20 protein-coding genes are annotated in these 20,906 nt (G+C 35.7%); 5 read left to right on the top strand and 15 right to left on the bottom strand.

Annotated elements, in window-relative coordinates:
• Positions 1–35 precede the first annotated feature (35 nt).
• The 7 genes from gnd to NST14_RS16765 form a co-directional block, all read right to left on the bottom strand.
• Complete coding sequence (gene gnd, locus NST14_RS16735; RefSeq protein WP_071743309.1) at positions 36–929, bottom strand: phosphogluconate dehydrogenase (NAD(+)-dependent, decarboxylating); 894 nt, start codon at positions 927–929, stop codon at positions 36–38.
• 104 nt (positions 930–1,033) lie between these two features.
• Complete coding sequence (tkt, locus tag NST14_RS16740) at positions 1,034–3,028, bottom strand: transketolase (RefSeq protein ID WP_229142839.1); 1,995 nt, start codon at positions 3,026–3,028, stop codon at positions 1,034–1,036.
• Between the two features lie 39 nt (positions 3,029–3,067).
• The gene (zwf, locus tag NST14_RS16745; RefSeq protein WP_000445343.1) at positions 3,068–4,552 is read right to left on the bottom strand and encodes a glucose-6-phosphate dehydrogenase; all 1,485 of its coding nucleotides are present in this window, start codon (positions 4,550–4,552) and stop codon (positions 3,068–3,070) included.
• A 349-nt stretch (positions 4,553–4,901) separates the two neighbouring features.
• A complete protein-coding gene (locus NST14_RS16750; protein WP_000377927.1) occupies positions 4,902–5,450 on the bottom strand; it encodes a glucose-6-phosphate 1-dehydrogenase in 549 nt (182 codons plus the stop codon).
• Positions 5,451–5,539: 89 nt separating this feature from the next.
• Positions 5,540–6,493, bottom strand: coding sequence for an NADP-dependent oxidoreductase (locus tag NST14_RS16755; RefSeq protein ID WP_000643802.1), 954 nt, complete (start codon positions 6,491–6,493; stop codon positions 5,540–5,542).
• A gap of 13 nt (positions 6,494–6,506) precedes the next feature.
• On the bottom strand, positions 6,507–7,460 hold the full coding sequence (locus NST14_RS16760) for an LLM class oxidoreductase (RefSeq protein ID WP_000410338.1): 954 nt from the start codon (positions 7,458–7,460) through the stop codon (positions 6,507–6,509).
• Between the two features lie 134 nt (positions 7,461–7,594).
• Entirely contained in the window at positions 7,595–7,774 is a 180-nt protein-coding gene (locus tag NST14_RS16765) for a hypothetical protein (protein ID WP_000534221.1), read from the bottom strand.
• Between the two features lie 105 nt (positions 7,775–7,879).
• Here NST14_RS16765 and NST14_RS16770 point away from each other — a divergent pair, with 105 nt between their 5' ends.
• Positions 7,880–8,875 (top strand): zinc-dependent alcohol dehydrogenase family protein, encoded by a 996-nt coding sequence (locus tag NST14_RS16770; protein ID WP_000647245.1) that lies wholly within the window; start codon positions 7,880–7,882, stop codon positions 8,873–8,875.
• Positions 8,876–9,129: 254 nt separating this feature from the next.
• Here NST14_RS16770 and NST14_RS16775 read toward each other — a convergent pair whose 3' ends face one another.
• Positions 9,130–9,924 carry an SDR family NAD(P)-dependent oxidoreductase gene (locus NST14_RS16775; RefSeq protein WP_000551090.1) on the bottom strand — a complete coding sequence of 265 codons (795 nt, stop codon included), beginning with the start codon at positions 9,922–9,924 and terminating at the stop codon, positions 9,130–9,132.
• Between the two features lie 729 nt (positions 9,925–10,653).
• On the opposite strand from NST14_RS16775, the gene NST14_RS16780 reads away from it, so the two are divergent.
• Together NST14_RS16780 and NST14_RS16785 are read left to right on the top strand one after the other, a co-directional pair.
• Positions 10,654–10,971 (top strand): winged helix-turn-helix transcriptional regulator, encoded by a 318-nt coding sequence (locus tag NST14_RS16780; protein WP_001064754.1) that lies wholly within the window; start codon positions 10,654–10,656, stop codon positions 10,969–10,971.
• Between the two features lie 175 nt (positions 10,972–11,146).
• On the top strand, positions 11,147–11,782 hold the full coding sequence (locus tag NST14_RS16785) for an FMN-dependent NADH-azoreductase (RefSeq protein ID WP_000002013.1): 636 nt from the start codon (positions 11,147–11,149) through the stop codon (positions 11,780–11,782).
• 347 nt (positions 11,783–12,129) lie between these two features.
• Here the strand turns inward: NST14_RS16785 and NST14_RS16790 are convergent, their stop codons facing one another.
• The gene (locus tag NST14_RS16790) at positions 12,130–13,584 is read right to left on the bottom strand and encodes a GMC oxidoreductase (protein WP_001190592.1); all 1,455 of its coding nucleotides are present in this window, start codon (positions 13,582–13,584) and stop codon (positions 12,130–12,132) included.
• Between the two features lie 337 nt (positions 13,585–13,921).
• On the opposite strand from NST14_RS16790, the gene NST14_RS16795 reads away from it, so the two are divergent.
• A complete protein-coding gene (locus tag NST14_RS16795) occupies positions 13,922–14,779 on the top strand; it encodes a GRP family sugar transporter (protein WP_000353538.1) in 858 nt (285 codons plus the stop codon).
• A 16-nt stretch (positions 14,780–14,795) separates the two neighbouring features.
• Positions 14,796–15,581 carry a glucose 1-dehydrogenase gene (gdh, locus tag NST14_RS16800; RefSeq protein ID WP_000287802.1) on the top strand — a complete coding sequence of 262 codons (786 nt, stop codon included), beginning with the start codon at positions 14,796–14,798 and terminating at the stop codon, positions 15,579–15,581.
• A 691-nt stretch (positions 15,582–16,272) separates the two neighbouring features.
• On the opposite strand, the gene NST14_RS16805 is transcribed toward gdh (NST14_RS16800), so the two are convergent.
• From NST14_RS16805 to NST14_RS16830, 6 genes are all read right to left on the bottom strand, one after another.
• On the bottom strand, positions 16,273–16,407 hold the full coding sequence (locus NST14_RS16805; RefSeq protein WP_002163576.1) for a hypothetical protein: 135 nt from the start codon (positions 16,405–16,407) through the stop codon (positions 16,273–16,275).
• A gap of 66 nt (positions 16,408–16,473) precedes the next feature.
• Positions 16,474–16,695: a hypothetical protein gene (locus NST14_RS16810; RefSeq protein ID WP_000407000.1), complete on the bottom strand. Its 222-nt coding sequence runs from the start codon at positions 16,693–16,695 to the stop codon at positions 16,474–16,476.
• 226 nt (positions 16,696–16,921) lie between these two features.
• Positions 16,922–17,707, bottom strand: a complete 786-nt coding sequence (gdh, locus tag NST14_RS16815) for a glucose 1-dehydrogenase (protein ID WP_000287793.1) — start codon at positions 17,705–17,707, stop codon at positions 16,922–16,924.
• Between the two features lie 16 nt (positions 17,708–17,723).
• Positions 17,724–18,581: a RhaT/GlcU family sugar-proton symporter gene (locus tag NST14_RS16820; RefSeq protein WP_000353541.1), complete on the bottom strand. Its 858-nt coding sequence runs from the start codon at positions 18,579–18,581 to the stop codon at positions 17,724–17,726.
• 241 nt (positions 18,582–18,822) lie between these two features.
• Entirely contained in the window at positions 18,823–19,422 is a 600-nt protein-coding gene (locus tag NST14_RS16825) for a nitroreductase family protein (protein WP_000158931.1), read from the bottom strand.
• 364 nt (positions 19,423–19,786) lie between these two features.
• Positions 19,787–20,860, bottom strand: coding sequence for a WD40/YVTN/BNR-like repeat-containing protein (locus NST14_RS16830; protein WP_000410426.1), 1,074 nt, complete (start codon positions 20,858–20,860; stop codon positions 19,787–19,789).
• Between the last annotated feature and the right edge of the window lie 46 nt (positions 20,861–20,906).

Consider the following 20,906-nt stretch of genomic DNA (forward strand, 5'->3'; position numbering starts at 1 on the left):
TTTTTAAACGTCAATGAGTTAAATTTTTAAGATGTTTATTTCTTTTCTACTGCATGTCCGCCAAATTCATTGCGCAGAGCTGCTACTACTTTTCCTGTAAATGTATCATTGTCTAATGAGCGGTAGCGCATTAATAACGACATTGCGATAACAGGAGTTGCTGTTTGAAGGTCTAATGCTGTTTCTACTGTCCATTTTCCTTCACCAGAAGAATGCATAACACCCTTAATTTCATCTAGTTTTGCATCTTTAGAAAATGCATTTTCTGTTAATTCCATTAACCATGAACGGATTACTGAACCGTTGTTCCATACTCTTGATACTTTTTCATAATCGTAGTCAAATTCACTTTTCTCTAGAATCTCAAATCCTTCACCAATAGCAGCCATCATACCGTATTCAATTCCGTTGTGAACCATTTTTAAGAAGTGACCACTACCAGCTTTTCCAGCATATAAGAATCCATTTTCTACAGCAGTATCTCGGAAGATAGGTTCAACGATATCCCAAGCTTCTTGATCTCCTCCGATCATATAACAAGCACCATTACGAGCGCCTTCCATTCCGCCAGAAGTTCCTGCATCCATAAAGTGAATACCATCTTTCTTTAGTTGCTCATATCGGCGAATAGACTCTTTATAATGTGAATTACCCGCTTCAATTAAAATGTCTCCTTTTGATAAAAGTGGTGTAACCTCATCGATAACAGAATCTACAACAGCGTGTGGTACCATAACCCAAAGAACTCTTGGTGATTGTAATGACTGAACAAGTTCATTTAAACTAGATACACCTGTTGCCCCGTACTCTTTCATTTCTTCCACTGCACTTGCATTCAAGTCAAATGCTGCTACTTCATGTTTATGATCGATTAAATTTTTCCCTAAGTTTAATCCCATTTTACCTAAGCCAATTAATCCTACTTGCATAATATAATTCCTCCTCAAATCATCTTTTATTAAAAATTCATATCACTACAATCTGGAATACCTTGCAGCACTGATATGTACGGAAAGGTATTCACAGTCATAGCTTAAGAATTCAATACATTTTTTGTAATTTGAACAACATTTTCTGTCGTAAATCCAAATAGATTCATGACTTCAGCACCAGTTCCTGAAGCTCCAAATGTTTCAATTGATAGTACTTTTCCTTCTTGTCCTACATAACGCTCCCACCCGAGAGATACACCCATCTCAAGAGATACTCGTTTCGTTACAGAAGACGGAAGAACGGATTCTTTATATTCATTCGATTGACGATCGAATAACTCCCAACTTGGCATTGCAACGATACGAACAGAAACTTGATCTTCTTCTAGTTTCGCTTTTGCACTAGCAGCTAAGGATACTTCAGAACCTGTCGCAATTAAAATTACATCCGGATTTTCATTCGTTTGTGTTAATACGTAAGCCCCTTTAGAAAGATTCTCTATGTTTGCTTTCGTTTCATGAAACACCGGTAAATTTTGACGGCTAAGTACTAAAAGAACTGGACCATCCGTTTGCTGTAAAGCATATGCCCACGCACTTGCTGTTTCATTGGCATCTGACGGGCGGATAACTGTTAAACCAGGAATTGCCCGAAGAGCTGCTAAATGTTCAATTGGTTCATGCGTTGGACCATCTTCTCCTACAGCAATCGAATCATGTGTAAATACGTACGTAACAGGTAACTTTTGCAATGCAGCCAGTCGAATAGATGGACGAAGATAGTCATTAAATACAAAGAATGTACTCACGAACGGTTTTACTCCTCCATGAAGAGCCAGTCCATTCGCTGCCGCGCCCATTGCATGTTCACGTACACCGAAGTATATATTTCGACCAGCATACGATTCTACTGCATACACTGCTTCACCTTTTATATCTGTCATCGTAGAATGAGAAAGATCCGCACTTCCACCGAAAATAGAAGGAATCGATTTCACATAATGATTAATAGCTTCCCCACTTGCAACACGAGTTGAAATCGTTTTTTCAGTATCGAAGGATAAAATGTCTTTCGCTTCGATTAAAACTTCACCTGTAATCGCTTTTTCTAATTCATCTGCTAGTGCAGGGTTTGACTCTCTGTATAAGTTGAACTGCTCATTCCAGCCATTTTCTTTTTCAATACCTTTTTGTTTCAGTTCATTAAAATGAGCTGTTACTTCTTCAGGTACAAAGAAGTCTTCTTCATAATGCCAACCATACACTTGTTTTGTCGCTGTCGCTTCTTCTACTCCAAGCGGATTACCATGTGCTTTGTTCGTTCCAGCAACTTTTGGACTTCCGTAACCTATAATGGTTCTAATTTCTATAAGAGTAGGTTGGTCCGTATTATCTTTCGCTAATTGAATCGCTTTTGTAATCGCATCAACATCGTTTCCATCTTCAACTCTTACATATTGCCAATGTGCAGATTCTACTCTTTTCTGCATATCTTCAGAGAAAGCAATGTTTAATTCACCATCAAGTGAAATTTCATTTGAATCATACAGCACAATTAACTTGCCAAGTTTCATATGTCCTGCCATTGACATCGCTTCATAAGCGACACCTTCCATTAAATCACCGTCTCCAACTAAAGCGTACGTATTGTGATCAATAATAGAGTGACCATCCTTATTGAACTTCGCCGCTAAATGCGCTTCTGCCATTGCCATTCCGACAGCATTGGCAATCCCTTGTCCTAACGGTCCTGTCGTCGCTTCAACTCCAGAAGTGTGACCAAACTCAGGATGACCTGGTGTTTTACTATTTAACTTTCTGAAGTTTTTCAAGTCATCAATTGAAACGTCATATCCAGCTAAATGAAGTAGGCTATATAATAAGCTAGATCCATGTCCCGCCGATAAAACGAAGCGATCACGGTTAAACCATTTTGGATGATTAGGATTATGATTTAAATGATTCGCCCATAATGCATAAGCCATTGGCGCTGCTCCCATCGGAAGACCTGGATGACCTGAATTTGCCGCATTAATAGCATCAATTGATAACGTACGAATTGTATTCACTGCTAATTGATTTATGTTTTGTGTCATAGTAATCGTCCCCCTACATGCTTTCATGAAAGAAAGTACTTATTTTTTCGTTTCTTGATCTAACCACCATTTAAATCCACTTTCTTGCAATAATTCATTAGATGCCTCTGGACCATATGAACCAGACTCATATTCATGAAGTGGTAATAAGTTTTCCTCGAATGCTTCAAGAATTGGTTGTACCCATTCCCATGACAATTCAACTTCTCTCCAATGTGCAAAGAATGTAGCGTCTCCACTCACAGCATCGTGAATGAGTCTTTCATACGCTTCAGGTACTCCCACATCCGCTTGCTCACAAGTAAAGTTAATACGGATCGGTTCAATTTCTCCATTTTTCAATGGATTTTTACTATTTAACTGTAATGAAACGTTCTCACCTGGGCTAATTTCAATTATTAACAAGTTAGGTGCTGCATTTGGATTACTATCTTGATATTGCTGTTTTAACGTATTTTTAAATTCGATTACAATACGAGTAGACTTTTCTTTCATTCGTTTGCCTGTTCGTATATAAAAGGGAACGCCAGTCCAAAATGGATTATCGATCCACAAGCGAGCAGCGACAAATGTGTCTATATTAGAAGAAGGATTTACTCCTGGCTCCTCTTTATATGCTACAACTTGCCCGCCATTTATCTCACCTGCACCATATTGTCCGCGAATGATATGGTTTTGAACGTCTTCTTTTTTCACTTTACGAAGCGCCTCCATTACCTTTCGCTTTTCCTCTCGAATTTCACATGCATTAACCTTTTCCGGCAAATTCATAGCAGTCATCATTAATATTTGTAACATATGATTTTGAACCATATCTCGAATGGCTCCTGCCTGATCATAATATCCTGCCCTTTCTTCAACCCCAACTGTTTCACTCGCTGTGATTTGTACATTTGCTATATGTTCTTTATTCCAAATCGATTGTAAAACAGGATTTGCAAACTCTAGTGCTTCAAGGTTTTGAATCATCGGCTTACCTAAATAATGATCAATACGATATATCTCGTCTTCTTCAAACGTGCGACTAAGCTTATCATTCAGCTCACGAGCAGATGTAAGGTCGTGCCCGAACGGTTTCTCAATCATTAGGCGTTTCCATCCATCCGTTTTATCAAGTCCGCTTTCCTTAATATTTAAAGCGATTGTCTCAAAAAATTCAGGAGCAACGGAAAGATAGAACATTCTATTCCCTTTTATATGTAGTTCTTCTTCCCTTTCACGAACGACTTGTAATAATCTCTCATAGTCTTCCGGCTTACTCACATCTAATGGACAATAGCGAAAATTATCTAAAAAACCTTCGAGTTCTGGAGTACCTTCTTCTCTATGACGAGAAAACGTCTCTATTGATTCTTTTATTCTTTTTTGAAAATCTACATGAGATACTTCACGTCTCCCAAGCCCGATAACGGATATTTGCTTTGGAAGCTTTTGATCTCTATATAAGTTATATAGTGCGGGGTAAATTTTGCGTTTCGCTAGGTCCCCTGTCGCTCCAAATAAAACAAAGGTCATTGATTCCAATTTCAGTCCCCCTCTTGTTGTATAATCCTGGTCAATATATTAAAAATGAATTGTACAGAAGCTCATGTTTTTATAAAAACAAAGAGTTATCAAATTCCAATTCTTTTTATACCTTTCGCTTTCTAATTGTCCCCAATATTAATAGTGGCAATTCAAAGCGTTTCTACCACGACTTACTTATTTATAATACTTTACGAAATAACATATATTTAATTACTTTTAGTAATTAAATAATCTTATGTCTAGTATATTAACCACATATATTATTATCGTCAATAAAAATGTCTTAAATTACATACTACTTATTTCGTATTACTTTTCTAAGTTTATCCTTAGTTACCACTCATTTTCAAAGATAATGATCGATATAAAAAATATCAGTTTCATCAAAATCTTCAATTAATTTTTCGTTAAACTCGTGAGCAGACGTTACATGATGACCAAAAGGCTTCTCTATAATAAGACGGTTCAATCCTTTTGTAGCCCACAATCCAATTTCCTTAATATTTAAAGCAATGACATCAAATACTTCTGGTATAACAGATAGGTAAAACATGCGGTTTTCAGGAATGTTTAATTCTGTTTCACGTCTCTTTACAAGACTCAACAAATCTTGATAGTCCTCTATATTCGCTGTATTTAATTGACAATAACGAAATGTGCTAATAAATTCTTCTACTCCTAATTCGTCATCAGCAGATCTTCTAGAAAATGTAGCAAGGGATTGTTCTACCTTTGTTTGAAATTCCACATCTGACATTACCCTTCTACCAATACCGATAATAGAAATAGATTGCGGTATATTCCCATTACTAAATAATTTGTATAAAGCAGGGTAAATTTTGCGTTTCGCTAAATCCCCTGTCGCTCCAAATAAAAGAAATGTCATTGAATCCATTTGTTCTCTCCCTTTTAAAACAATTTCTAGAATAGAATATATAAGTTCATTCGCTACTTAGCACAATACTGTCTCTAAAACCTCATACTTTACCAATGTTTCTTCAATACTATTTTGCCACGAGCACGCTCTGACTCACTTATGTGGTGTGCTTTTTTTACACCTTCTACATGTAAAGGCAACACATGCGTTACAACGGGTTTAATCTTCCCGTCCTCAATTAATTCTGTAATAAGAGAAAGTTCATATCCGTTAGGTTCAGTAAATATATGGTCACTCTCAATATTTTTCTCTCTTGATATCTCGGTTTGCGGAATTTCCATACCTTTCGGACCATAAATAGACGCTAACTTTCCATTTGGTGCAAGCACTTTATAACTATCCTTTAGTACATCTCCGCCTAACACATCAAAAACAATATTGTAATTATGCAAAAGCGAAGAAAAGTCTTCTGTTTTGTAATCGACGACAGTATCAGCGCCTAGATCCTTTACAAACTGCATGTTTTTCGTACTAGTCGTAGTTGCAACATGTGCACCGAAACTTTTGGCTAGCTGAATAGCAAACGTACCAATTCCGCCAGATCCAGCATGAATTAAAACCTTATTACCTTTTTGAACATTTGCGAACTTCACTAAGCTTTGCCAACTTGTCAAACCTACAAGAGGGATTGATGCCGCCTCTTCAAAAGATAAATTCCTCGGTTTTTTCGCCACATATTTCTCATCTACAGCCACGTACTCTGCATAAGCACCGTTTCGTTCAATATCCGGACGACTATATACTTCATCCCCCACTTTACATGCTGTTACGTTTGGCCCTATAGCAGCAACTACACCTGCAACATCCCATCCTAAAACAAGCGGGAAGTCATAAGAAATTACGTCTTGCAGTAAACCTTCACGTATTTTCCAATCCACGGGATTTATACCAGCTGCATATACTTCAATTAGTACATCGGTGTCTCCTAATAGCGGTGTCTGCATTTCAATCTCTTGTAGTACGCTTTTATCTCCATATTGCATAAGTCCTATCGCTTTCATTCTTTTCACTCCTTTACAATGCTGGGAAATGAGGTAGTACTTCTTCTCCTAGCTCATCCAATACTTCGTCAGCTGGACGTTGACCATCAAATAGAGCAAGGAATAAATGATTCACACCAATACTTTTATATATATCAAGTAATTCAATTAGTGCCTTACGCCCTGTACGGTAACCTAAACGTATCGGTGTAGGACGTTCATTTGGATCTTCAGATAAGTCTAAATGCATCGGTTGGATAAATGGTTTAAATACATCTGGATGATAATCCTCTACTAGTTCTCTCCATTGTCCAATTGCTGCTGCCTGATGCACTGGACTACGTGGGTAGTACATCCATCCATCACCATGTTCAGCGAACCAATCCATATTTTGCTGACTAAAACCTGTAATAAAGGTTGGAACACGTTTAGACGGTTTTGGAACCAAATTCGCTCCATTCACTTCTCCTAGTGTCGACTGGATAGACGGGAAGTTTTTATACAAAATCTCTTCCAAGTAAGCAAACGCTTCTCTAAACTTTTCACCTCGTGTTTCATGACTAACACCTAGCGCTTTGAAATCGGCACGTCTGTCACCGGATGAAACGCCAAGCATAATTCTTTCTGGAAATAGTTGATCTAATGTAGCAATTTCTTTTGCTACACGCAATGGATGACGAAGTGACAATACGGTTGCCGACGTTCCAAATGCGATTTTCTCTGTTTTACTTGCTAAATACGTTAAATAAATCATCATATCGTAAATTTGACCTGTTGCAGGATCACCAAAGTCAGGGTCTTGCAGTAAAACATCGCGAAGCCATACACCTGTAAAACCATATTGTTCTGCTTTTTGTACTAACTCTACTTGTTTTTCCATCGTTGGAGCATGAAACTGATAATTTTCAATCGGAATGTGAACTCCTAATGTAAGCTGATCTTTCGCAAACATACGATTATATCCAAAATGATTCGCAAACTTTTCCATTTGTTTCACTCACTTTCCTTTATTTATATAAATCTATACTTTTCATATTTCTTCTCAAAATTCATAAGCAATACTGTAGCACCACATTGTTGCCGATTGTCATCGTCATAACTTTCTTTGTGCTACGAGTGTTATTATAAATCGGCCATAACATGAATAACAGTACGTACTTTAAAGTGATGTAGGCACTTAAAAGTACCTATACTAAGTAAGTAGTAATAAACATAATGAATAAATCGTGCTGCAAAAATAACATCTATCCTTTCTTCAAAAAACTTTACTGTTGCTTTTGCAAGTACGTTACATGATCCCACGTACTTGCCTCTTCTTTATATAAAATTCTCACTAACCAAATTCAAAATATTATACTTATTTTTCGTACTTTGCTATGCTATAACCATAAACAGGAGGTATAAACTATGAAAGCACAAATTATCCATTCTTTTGGGGATTCATCTGTATTTCAATTAGAAGAAGTTTCAAAACCAAAACTTTTACCAGGTCATGTTCTAATCGATGTAAAAGCAACAAGTGTAAATCCAATCGATACGAAAATGCGTAGTGGTGCCGTTTCAGCAGTCGCTCCTGAGTTTCCAGCTATATTACATGGCGATGTAGCTGGTATTGTTATTGAAGTAGGAGAAGGTGTTTCGAAATTCAAAGCTGGCGATGAAGTATACGGATGTGCCGGAGGTTTTAAAGAAACTGGTGGTGCACTTGCAGAGTTTATGCTTGCTGATACGCGATTAATTGCTCACAAACCTAACAATATAACAATGGAAGAAGCAGCTGCTCTACCATTAGTGGCAATTACAGCTTGGGAATCTTTATTTGATCGTGCAAATATTAAACCTGGTCAAAATGTTCTCATTCATGGAGCTACTGGTGGCGTAGGACACGTAGCCATTCAACTAGCTAAATGGGCTGGTGCTAAAGTTTTTACAACCGCTTCTCAGCAAAGCAAAATAGAAATAGCCCATCGTCTCGGAGCTGACGTAGCTATTAACTATAAAGAAGAATCTGTTCAAGAATATGTGCAAAAACATACGAATGGCAACGGATTTGAAGTTATATTTGATACAGTAGGTGGCAAAAATCTCGATAACTCTTTCGAAGCTGCTGCAATCAACGGAACTGTCGTAACAATTGCAGCTCGTTCAACCCATGACCTCTCTCCTTTACACGCAAAAGGACTCTCTCTGCACGTTACTTTTATGGCGTTAAAAATATTACATACAGATAAACGTGACGCTTGTGGGGAAATTTTAAATAAACTAACGCAAATAGTAGAAGAAGGAAAACTTCGCCCATTGCTAGATTCGAAAACTTTTACGTTTGATGAAATTGCACAAGCACATGAATATTTGGAATCAAATAAAGCAATAGGGAAAATAGTGTTGAAAAACGTTTGGTAACTTTCACTAAATAATACAAATAACAGCAGGATCACTTCGCCTTATCTTTGTCTTAAGAGGCGTGCCACAACCTTAAAAGCTTCCCATCCTTTACAACAAATAAAAAAATAACAGCCGAATTTTTCTTATAGTAGAAAATCCGGCTGTTTTCATATCACAATTTGCTTTATATATATTTCTGTTAATAAGTAAAATACAACTCATTTGCCTTACCATCTTTACCTTCAACAGCATATTATATTGTTTTAAATTTATTAAAATACACTACGTACTAATCCCCCGTCTATTCGCAACGCGGAACCATTAATCGCTGAAGATAGTGGGCTGCTTAAGAAAGTGACAAGATTGGCAATTTCTTCTGGTCGAATAAGTCTTTGAATAATAGAGGTTGGTCGATTTTCTTTCATAAATCGCTTCTCAGCTTCTTCTATTGTCAATTGCTCATTAGGATAAAGACTATTTAACATAGTCTCCACTCCTTCCGTTAAAGTCGAACCAGGCATGATAGTATTAACAGTCACATTCGTTCCTGTCGTCAGCTCAGCTAAACTACGAGAAAGTGAGAGTTGCATCGTTTTAGTCGCACTATAATGAGCCATTTCTTGAGATGGCATAATAGCTGCTTCGCTAGCAATAAAGATAACTCTTCCTTCTTTTCTTTCAATCATTTTTTTCAAGTACGAGCGAGTAAGTCGAACACCACTCATAATATTGACTTCAAACAATTTAAACCAATCTTCATCAGGGATATCAAAATATTCTACAGGTTCAAAAATTCCTAAGTTGTTAATAAGAATGTCTACTTCAGGGTACTTTTCAATCACATTTTGGCACCCTTGTTCTGTTCCTAAATCAGCTACTACGGGTTGAAGGATAGCATCTGGATACTGCATTCGAATTTCTTTTATCGTTTGATTAACATTTTCTTCACGGCGTCCATTAATAAGTACAGTAGCTCCTTCCGCTACTAATGAAGTGGCAATTGCTTTTCCAATGCCTGCCGTAGATCCAGTAACCAGTGCTGTTTTTCCTTTTAATTGCATATGCATATAGATCCCTCCAAATTCATGTGCTACATGATTGACTTACGTTGGAATAAATAATTACGTTTATATTGTGGTTCATTTCTCTTATCTTTAACAGAAAATAAGCTGATCCACCCTTTTTTCAAAAGAGTATAAACGAAAATTATGTAGCTATTGCACTCTGTACGGAATTAAAAAATCACATCAACAGCAGAGTAAAGCTAAAACCAACTAATAAATACCATTATGATATATATTAACGATAAAGAAAATTACGCACTTTAAAGTTCCATAGGAACAAAAAAGTGCCCTATAAACTATAATTTCTAACTCTTTATATTTACTAACGTAGTATCCTTTTCTATCATAGAAAAGAGTGTAAAATTATATATTCTTACATACAGTTATAGGATTATTTTTATCCTAATTAACTACAAATTATATAACACATCTATAAGATAACGTTCAAAAAACCTCGCAGAAAAATTCGAGGCCACTGAAAAATCTCCATCTCTAACTACTTTTCTTAATAATTGTAAATTTTGTATATTAATTAGATATAATACGGAGAAACCTTCACATTATAAAAAAATATTATTAAAATAGAAACACGCAGATTGCTTTCCCCCGCTAATTATTTATAATTCCCTACATAAATAACGGAATTATCCTATTTGTTTGATATAATTTATATGGTTACAATACATATATAGAAACACACAATTACAATTTATTGGCACGGAGGTGTGAGAAATGAATAATCAACGAGACATAGAACCTAAAATAGAAAGAAGCTTTGAATTAATAGGAAAAAGATGGACGGGATTAATTATTTATGTACTAATGAGTGGTCCTAAACGTTTTAGCGAGATTCATACAATAATTCCAGATTTAAGTAAACGTATGCTCACAGAAAGAATGAAAGAACTTGAGGATAACGATATAGTGGTAAGACATGTACTCGCAGAACGCCCTGTAAGAATAGAATATTCACTTACCAAAAAAGGCGCAGCATTAGGGGAAATTCTGGGACCAATTAGTCAATGGGCAGAAAGCTGGATGAAAGAATAAATGTAGATCTCCTTTCATATTCACAAGCGAAATAACTCTCAAACAAAGACAAATTATAATTCACTAAAAATTATACTTAATAAGTTCAATAAATGGACAATTTATCTTATAAAATTTACACTGTTTAATATTCAAGTAATAACTGACCTCATTTTAGAAAGGCTGGAATAAATATATGGCAAATCTTCTTTATATTACAGCCCATCCATTTGATGATACTCAATCATACAGTATGGCGGTTGGAAAAGAATTTATTAAATCTTATAAAAAACTAAACCCTAATGATGAAATCGTTCATCTTGATTTATATAAGGCTGATATTCCATATCTGGATGCTGATGTCTTTAACGGATGGAATAAACTTAGATCCGGGACCCCATTGAACGAATTAAAACCTATTGAAATTTCAAAAGTCGGACGTCTAGCTGAATTAGGTGGGCAGTTTGTCTTAGCTGATAAATATGTATTTGTTACTCCTATGTGGAATTTCTCCATCCCTGCCATTTTAAAAACATATCTAGATGCTGTAGCTGTATCTGGAAAAACATTCAAATATACAAAAGAAGGATCAGTTGGATTATTAACAGGTAAAAAAGCATTGCACATTCAAGCGAGTGGCGATATTTATATTGACGGACCAGAAGCATCAAAAGAAATGGGGCACCGCTATTTAAAAGTTATGATGGAGTTTTTTGGAACTTCATCTTTTGAGGGTATCTTTATCGAGGGGCATAACAAGTTTCCTGAAAAAGCATTAGAAATTAAGGAAAATGCTATTCTTAAAGCGAAAGAAATTGCTAAATATTTTTAAATACGAAACTCTAAAGAATAAGGTAATTTCAAAATCAGATCCTTGCAGTCTACAATTAGCTACTGATTCAAATAATATGTACTCGCTATTTTGCACTATAGATAAACATAAAAAAGCTATCAATTCCTAATAGCTTTTTTATGTTTATTTAATTCCGATAACCTAACTATCTCGTGCAACTTGGGATATCTTCAGCATTTAGAAAAAACACGATACGCAAAAAAAATAGCCCCCACAAAAGAGGGTATTTGAAGTGAAATCCGAAAGTGGCATTTAATATGCTGTGTACAAAATTTCTTTGTACGTTCCATTATGTATTGAAATTTATATAAGTAAATCACCCCATATTACCCTAGTTGTCGGATAATGTAATCAGCCGTACGAATAGACAATGCAATTGTAGTTAGAGTAGGATTAGCTGCTCCAATGGAGGGAAGTACACTATTATCAGCTACATAAAGACCCGGAATGCCATGAATTTGACCAAATTGATTGGTTGCAGAAGTTAAAGGATCATCACCCATACGGCATGTACCTGACTCATGATAATCATTTCCAGGAGACATTAGAGAGATTGGAGGCCTATTCTCTTGTGAAGTCAAGGATAATTTCATTGCTGAGGTAGCTTGTATCTTAGCTTGTGCCATTTGTTGGATGATCATATTGTCTCTTTCACTGTAGGAAAAACTGACTTGAATCTGTGGTATACCATATTCATCACGTTCGGTAGGGTCTAAGTAAACACTATTTTCAAATCGGGATTCTACTTTACCGAAGGTATTTAACGCAATTTTCACTTCCTCAAGAAATGGTTTTTCCTCAAAAGGCTGATAAGCATAGTATTTTTCCGATCCGAGCATTTGAATTTGAAAAGGAGATTGTTTTGTTTGAGGGATATTTATTACTAAGTTTCCTAGTTCCTCTGAAAAGTTTCTACGGTTTATTTGCCCTATAGCTCTAAGAAGAGAATGATTCGTCAAATAATGGCCAATTGCTGGTCCTTGAATTCCTGAGTAAAGCAAAATTCGAGGTGTTTCTAGAGCACCCGTTGATAATACAACTGTTTTTGCTCTAATGAAATAGGACTTTTTATCAGGAGAAATCACGTGAACTCCGACTGTTCTTCCTTGATCGATTACTACTTGAACGACACGAGAATTGACTGCTAAATCAAAAGCCCTCCAATTCAAGGCATAGGCTAAAAAATGGATTGAGCTAAAAAAAACATCGGAACCAATTTGTCCTTGTTGTGTTCCTTTAAGATTAACAGCCATTGGTAAGTCTATAGCTTCCGGAAATCCATTTTTCTTAAGACGCTCTAACATGATGTTTTGCATAGATGATCCTCGGGCGAAAAACGGAGTGACATTCATTACTTTTTCTGCGATAACATAATAGAATTTCATCTCGTTTGCTGTCACAGGCCATTTTTCCATTTCAAAAGTAGGCATTCGGGGAGATGCCGTACTCCAAAACAAGGTTCTACCTCCAAGAGCAAAAACCAGTGTTGCTTCCGAATATTGAGGCAACCGCTTCCCAATAGGTGTTGCGACTTTAGGAAAATAATTGTTTAAAAGCCGATCAATATTCATTGTGGGAAGATTTTGCCCATGAGTTGGTAAAAGCAAATCCCCTGCTTCCAGAAGACCAATTTGTTTTTTTTTATTTTTCCATTGTTCACATAATCTCCATAGAACCGCCCCGCCTCCTGCTCCACTGCCAACAATCAAAACGTCATATTCTTTATTAGTCATTTGCTCCAACGGTATAACCGAAATCCATTCGTTTGGATGTGATTGCACAGTCTCACTTCCTTTAGAATTTTTACGCATTTATATAACTGTATTACTTTTCTCTTTTATTTATCTTGAATTGAGAATTTTTTTTACTGGGAAGTATATTTAAATCATTCAAAAATTGAAAATTAATTCTTGACATAAAATTATTGTGTAGTTATTATTGGTTACATAAAGTAACCTGTTAACAAAAATATATTTAATATAAATTAATTTTAAAACATATTTTTAAATAGGTGCTTATTTTTAATAAAAGGGGGACGTAATTAGATACCAAACAAACTAAGCTTGCTGTCTCTTATATGAATTCAGCTAAATAAATATGTTTTAGGAAGGTTAAAAAATGGATATTTTATTAGCGATTTTACCAGCATTATTTTGGGGAAGTATTGTACTCTTCAACGTTAAACTAGGTGGTGGACCCTACAGTCAAATACTAGGAACTACCCTTGGCGCTCTAGTTTTTTCTATCGGTGTTTATATTTTTATGAAGCCCGTTTTGACGCCAATGGTTATAATCATCGGGATTATTTCAGGCCTATTTTGGGCAGTAGGACAAGCCAATCAATTGAAAAGTGTTGATTTAATAGGGGTTTCTAAAACAATGCCTATTTCAACCGGAATGCAATTAGTGTCAGCTACTTTATTTGGAGTAATCGTATTTCATGAATGGTCCACAACAACGTCTGTTGTATTAGGTGTTCTGGCACTTATTTGTATCATTGTTGGAATCGTTCTCACATCTCTTCAAAGCAACGAGGAGAAAAACGAAGAACAAACAGGAAATTTCAAAAAAGGGATTGTGATGTTATTCATCTCAACTCTTGGTTACTTAGTGTATGTAGTAATTATCCGCTTATTCGATATAGACGGATGGTCGGCGTTATTGCCGCAAGCGATCGGCATGGTGTTAGGTGGACTGATGCTAACATTTAAGCATCAACCATTTAATAAATATGCCATTCGCAATATTATTCCTGGCTTAATTTGGGCAGCCGGAAATATGTTTTTATTTATTTCACAGCCACGTGTAGGGGTAGCTACAAGCTTCTCCCTTTCCCAAATGGGGATTGTAATCTCAACTTTAGGTGGCATTTTTATTTTAGGTGAAAAGAAAACAAAACGTCAGTTTAATGCGATTATCATTGGGATTATCTTTATTGTCGCAGCTGGAGTTATGTTAGGAATTGCAAAAGGATAAAGAGGAGGAAAAAATTATGTATACAGATTTAAAAGGAAAAGTAGTTGTTATTACAGGTGGTGCAACTGGTCTTGGAAGAGCGATGGCAATTCGTTTTGGAGAAGAACAAGCGAAAGTTGTAATTAATTATTATTCAAACGAATCAGAGGCAAATGAAGTAGTACAAGCAGTTAAGCAAGCTGGTGGAGAGGCCATTGCTGTACAAGGAGATGTCAGAGTTGAATCAGATATGATTAATCTAATTCAATCTGCTGTGAAAGAATTTGGTACGCTGAATGTAATGATTAATAATGCAGGTATCGAAAATCCGGTACCTTCACATGAAATGCCATTAAGTGATTGGAATAGAGTAATTGATACGAATTTAACAGGCGCTTTCTTAGGAAGCCGCGAAGCAATTAAATATTTTGTAGAGAACGATATTAAAGGGTCAGTTATTAACATGTCAAGCGTTCACGAGCAAATTCCATGGCCATTATTTGTTCACTATGCAGCAAGTAAAGGTGGTGTTAAGCTAATGACAGAAACATTAGCACTAGAATATGCACCAAAAGGAATTCGTGTAAACAATATTGGACCAGGTGCTATCAATACGCCAATTAATGCTGAGAAATTTGCAGATCCAGAAAAACGTGCCGATGTTGAAAGTATGGTTCCAATGGGATATATCGGAGAACCAAAAGAAATTGCAGCGGTAGCAGCATGGCTTGCTTCTTCACAAGCGAGTTATGTAACAGGTATTACACTGTTTGCTGATGGCGGCATGACTCTATATCCATCCTTCCAAGCTGGACGTGGTTGATTAATCAATAATTGAGTTGTTTGGTTTTAATAAGTTTAAATGAAGCAGTTAGCCTTCGCTAACTGCTTTTGTATTGAATAATTTTTTAAATACATGGTAATACTATAGATACACCAAGGTCGAATACGAATAACCATTGTGTTCTTCTTATTCACGAAGCAGTTAGCTTTTACTAACTGCTTTTCCTTTAAAAAAATAAATGAATTTTTATTAGATTCATTTCCGTATAACATTTTCATTCTCATTACACTATAACTGTAGCTTTATGTTCCACCTCTATTACAGGCAGGGCCTAATTTTCGTTTTTATAAACATATACTCTAATGAAATTAGGTATTTATTAGCGATTTATGCATCTTCTTAATCAAAGCCTCAGTAAATCACATGTATACTACAAATACTTCTGAAAACTGACACGAACATAAATTATTAATGGTATTTACACTTTAGCTTCTAATGTCGAAGTACTTAACCTCCCCCATGTAATCTTTTACAAATCATAACTCTGAATTCCTTAACAATAGTTATTACCTTCCAACCTTGTTCTTTTGGAATATGTTTAGTAATTGCTTTTTCCTTTGTTCAATCATCTACGTAAGTACGCTAGCGCAAGGTGTCATTACTGATGCCGTTCTCTTCTATTTTTTCAATTCTCTTTGAGATTAAAATAACGTTTTTATTCATGTTTTCTCTATTCATTTACTTCACGATTAAACCATTTATCTCTAGTTAACTTATCGAGAAGAAAATAATAATTCTCCGCTGTTACAAGCTCATAATTATTATTTTCCCAATAAATTTCTTTTAAATTATCTTCTGTAACCATTTCAACTAAATCCCCAGCTCATCGGGTTCTAATGCAAGATGCCCATATTATACAGAAACAAGCTCCTTAAAAGTAAAAAAACATAAAATATATAGATTCTTTATAAAGGAGCTGATAATTCAATGTACCCTTCCCATTATGTACCTTGGGGACAATGGCATCAACACCACCCTCATCAAACATGGCAACAATGGCATCATACAATGTGGCCACATTATATGAATTGGAATCAATGGCATCAACATTATCCTCATCAAACATGGCAACAATGGCATCAACAATTTCCAATACCTTACCATCGTTAAAAATAAAAACTATAAAACAAAGGGTACCCTCTAATTGGATGCCCTTTTGTTTTAATATAAGAATTTTATATAAAAATTAATCCATATTTTTTGCATGATTTTTTATATGAGATTCATTATATCCGTCACTCTGAAAGATATTCCTAAAGTAAAAAATCACTTTAAAGACTGATTCTATAATCTCTGAAAAAATCCTGTTATACAATTACTCATCCGCGTCCAGCTTGGAAGGATGGATATAGAGTCATGCCGCCATCAGCAAACAGTGTAATACCTGTTACATAACTCGCTTGCGAAGAAGCAAGCCATACCGCTACAGCTGCAATTTCTTTTGGTTCTCCGATATATCCCATTGGAACCATACTTTCAACATCCGCACGTTTTTCTGGATCTGCAAATTTCTCAGCATTAATTGGCGTATTGATAGCACCCGGTCCAATATTATTTACACGAATTCCTTTTGGTGCATACTCTAGTGCTAATGTTTCTGTCATTAGCTTAATACCACCTTTACTTGCTGCATAGTGAACAAATAATGGCCATGGAATTTGCTCGTGAACGCTTGACATATTAATAACTGACCCTTTAATATCGTTCTCTACGAAATATTTAATTGCTTCGCGGCTTCCTAAGAAAGCGCCTGTTAAATTCGTATTAATTACTCTATTCCAATCACGTAATGGCATTTCATGTGAAGGTACCGGATTTTCGATACCTGCATTATTAATCATGACATCTAGTGTACCAAATTCTTTCACTGCTGACTGCACGAGATTGATAACATCCGATTCGACTGTTACATCTCCTTTTATCGCAATAGCTTCCCCCCCTACTTTTTTAATCTCGTCTACTAATTCTTTCGCTTCCGATTCATCAGATCGATAATTTACTACAACCTTTGCTTGTTCTTCTCCAAAACGAACTGCCATTGCTCTTCCAAGACCTTTTGCAGCACCTGTAATAACAACTACTTTTCCTTTTAAATCTGTATACATAATTTTTTCCTCCTCTTTATCCTTTTGCAATTCCTAACATAACTCCAGCTGCGACAATAAAAATAATTCCAATGATAATCGCATTAAACTGACGTTTTGTTTTCTTTTCACCTAATATAAAAATGCCACCTAAAGTTGAGATTACAATCCCCATTTGGGAAAGGGAGAAGCTTGTAGCTACCCCTACACGCGGCTGTGATATAAATAAAAACATATTTCCGGCTGCCCAAATTAAGCCAGGAATAATATTACGAATGGCATATTTATTGAATGGTCGATGCTTAAATGTTAGCAGGATTCCACCTAACACCATGCCGATTGCTTGCGGCAATAATGCTGACCATCCGTCTATATTAAATAATCGTATTACGACTACATAAACTAAATAGCCAAAAGTAGATACCAATAAAATTAAAATCCCTCTTTTTAAGTTCCCTGCTTGTGCTTGTTGTTTCTCTTCTGAATTTGGGAGTGATGTAAGAACGATTCCGATTATGATACAAATAAGTGCCAGAACACCTAATATAACAGACGTTGTTGTGGACCATTCATGAAATACGATTACTCCAAATAAAGTAGCTGACACTAATTGCATCCCGGTTGAAATAGGCATTGTTTTAGAAACTCCAATTAAATCAATACTTTTTAATTGATTAGCTTGTCCCAATGCCCAAAATAACCCTGATACAATTCCTACTCCAATTACCATTGGCGTTAACACTGGTTTTACAAAAATATAAATACCTATTGAGAAAAGAAGTGCACCAAAAGTTGTTCCAAGTACTTGACTATAGGGTCCTCCGCCCAATTTAACGTTAAAGAGTACAATACTCCCCCAAAATAACGCTGGTAAAATCGCTAATAAAATATCCATTTTTTCATCACCCCTATCCCTCCTACATAGTTACTATTACACCCCGTCCCCAAAAATTATTGTTTCTCTCCTATATAAAATATATACATCTTAAAGAATTACTAATTAATTTATAAATACGAATATTTTCCTATTACCTAAAAAAGAATCCATTTTGAAAATGGATTCTTTTTTCACAAAAATATTTGTATGTATCCTAATTAGGATATGAATTTTAAATTATCCTTTAGAGAACAGTTAATTATTTATGAAATTTCACACGCTCTTCAAGCGGTTGGAATTCTTTTTCTCCTGGTGCAGCTGTTGGATTACCAAATGGCATTTGTGCAATGAGTTTCCAATTAGAAGGAACATTCCATTCTTGTTTTACCTCATCGTCGATTAATGGATTATAATGTTGTAAAGATGCCCCTAATCCCTCTGCTTCTAAACCTGTCCACACGACTAGTTGGTGCATACCTGATGCTTGGTGTGACCAAATTGGGAAGTTTTCAGCATATGCAGCAAATTTTTCTTGAAGCGATTTCACTATTGCCTCATCTTCAAAGAATAGTACTGTTCCATAACCAGCTTTAAAGGAATCCATTTTTTGTTGCGTTCCTGAAAAATCTCCATCTCCTACTACTTTTCTTAATGTTTCAGTTGTAATATCCCATAGTTTATCATGAGCTTCACCAAATAATACAACTAATCGCGCAGTTTGAGAATTGAAAGCAGATGGAGTATATTTCACAGCAAACTCCACGATTTCTTTAATTTTTTCATCCGATACTTTTACCTCTTTATTAATCCCATAGTAAGTACGTCTTTCTTTCAGTGCAGTATAGAAATCTTTTGTCATAATTCAATTCCTCCTGAGTTTTAATATTCTTCAAAATCATACATCTCATAGATAATATGCGTTTAAAAGAGTTCATTTTTAAATCATTGAACTTCTTAACACCCATTGCCAGTCATTCTAAATCTAAACACACTGCTTTCTTCAGTTTCCCTAAAAAGCCTTATAACATTATTCGGTACTATTTTACCCATTCTCCATTCAGATATTCTACGTGTTTCATATTTACACAAATATGAAAATAACCTTAAATTGATAGTCAAAAAAGCCAGGTAACACGAATAACGCATTACCTAGCTTTTTACATTTTCAAATTCAATTCAAATAACCATACTTAATGAATAGTTGTAAAAATTATACTCATTACTTATTTAATAATTAACATCTCATAAGGATGTTGTTCCATAAATCTGTTCTCCCATGGAATATCTAATGACGTCCAATTTGAACCGCCATCTACCGACTTATAAACCCCTTTATTACTAAATAAATAGAACGTTCCATCACTTGTTGCCTTTAATACTGGTATGATTGTGCCCTTAGGAGTTGGTAAACCTGCATTCATTTCTGACCAAGGCTGATCTTTTTCTTTCTTATAAATAAATGATTCACAATTTCCATTATTGTAATCGTGTGCTACGTGTGGATTTGAAGATGTCGCGATAATAATATTTTCTGGATCATTTGGATTAACTGCCATTTGATATGCGTAATGATGCTTTAGCCCACTACACATATAGTTCCACGTCTTACCTCCATCATTACTCTCCGCATACTCTTGACCTGGTTCTTTCAAGAATGAATCACCTAACACCCCGTATAAACGATTTGGAGCATTGCGATGTGATGTAAGAATGTGAATATCTTGAGGGTAGTTCCCCTCTTTTTCCTCAGTCCACGTCTTACCTCCATCTACACTTTTAATTAATCCCCCAACCTCAATCGTTGTATATATAGTTTCTGGATTATTAGCATCAATTTCAATATGTTTTACGTGGTGCGTATATGTTCGTTGAGGAAAGAACCATGATGAATACGATGGCATTTGTCGATAATCCGTTAGCAGTTCAAAGCTGTCTCCTCCATTTTTAGATACAAACATGGCGCTCGGTTCAGTTCCTACATATACGATCCCGTTACCGTCATCTCCCTTTGCTGGAGATACAGCAACTGCTGTAATAGCTCTCATATGAATGGCATTAGCCGGGAAGACTTCACCGAAGGAAGGTAACGTACCAATCGCTTCCCATGAACTTCCCCCATCTTTACTTCTCCATAATCCCCTATCAAAAGTACCACAATACATTCTTTCTGGATCGTATGGATCTAAAGCTAACGCAACTGGATTCGCACCTACAAACTGTGATTGGACACTCCATGTTGAGTCTTTTTTTTCTGCAATTACAAGCTCTCTATCAAACGCTAATATAAATTTTTCCATAACTAAAATCTCCTCGTTTCATAATATATCTACTGTATTATTTAAA

Origin of the sequence: Bacillus sp. FSL W8-0519 (assembly GCF_038005585.1) — a bacterium.
Classification (GTDB): Bacteria; Bacillota; Bacilli; order Bacillales; family Bacillaceae_G; genus Bacillus_A; species Bacillus_A paranthracis.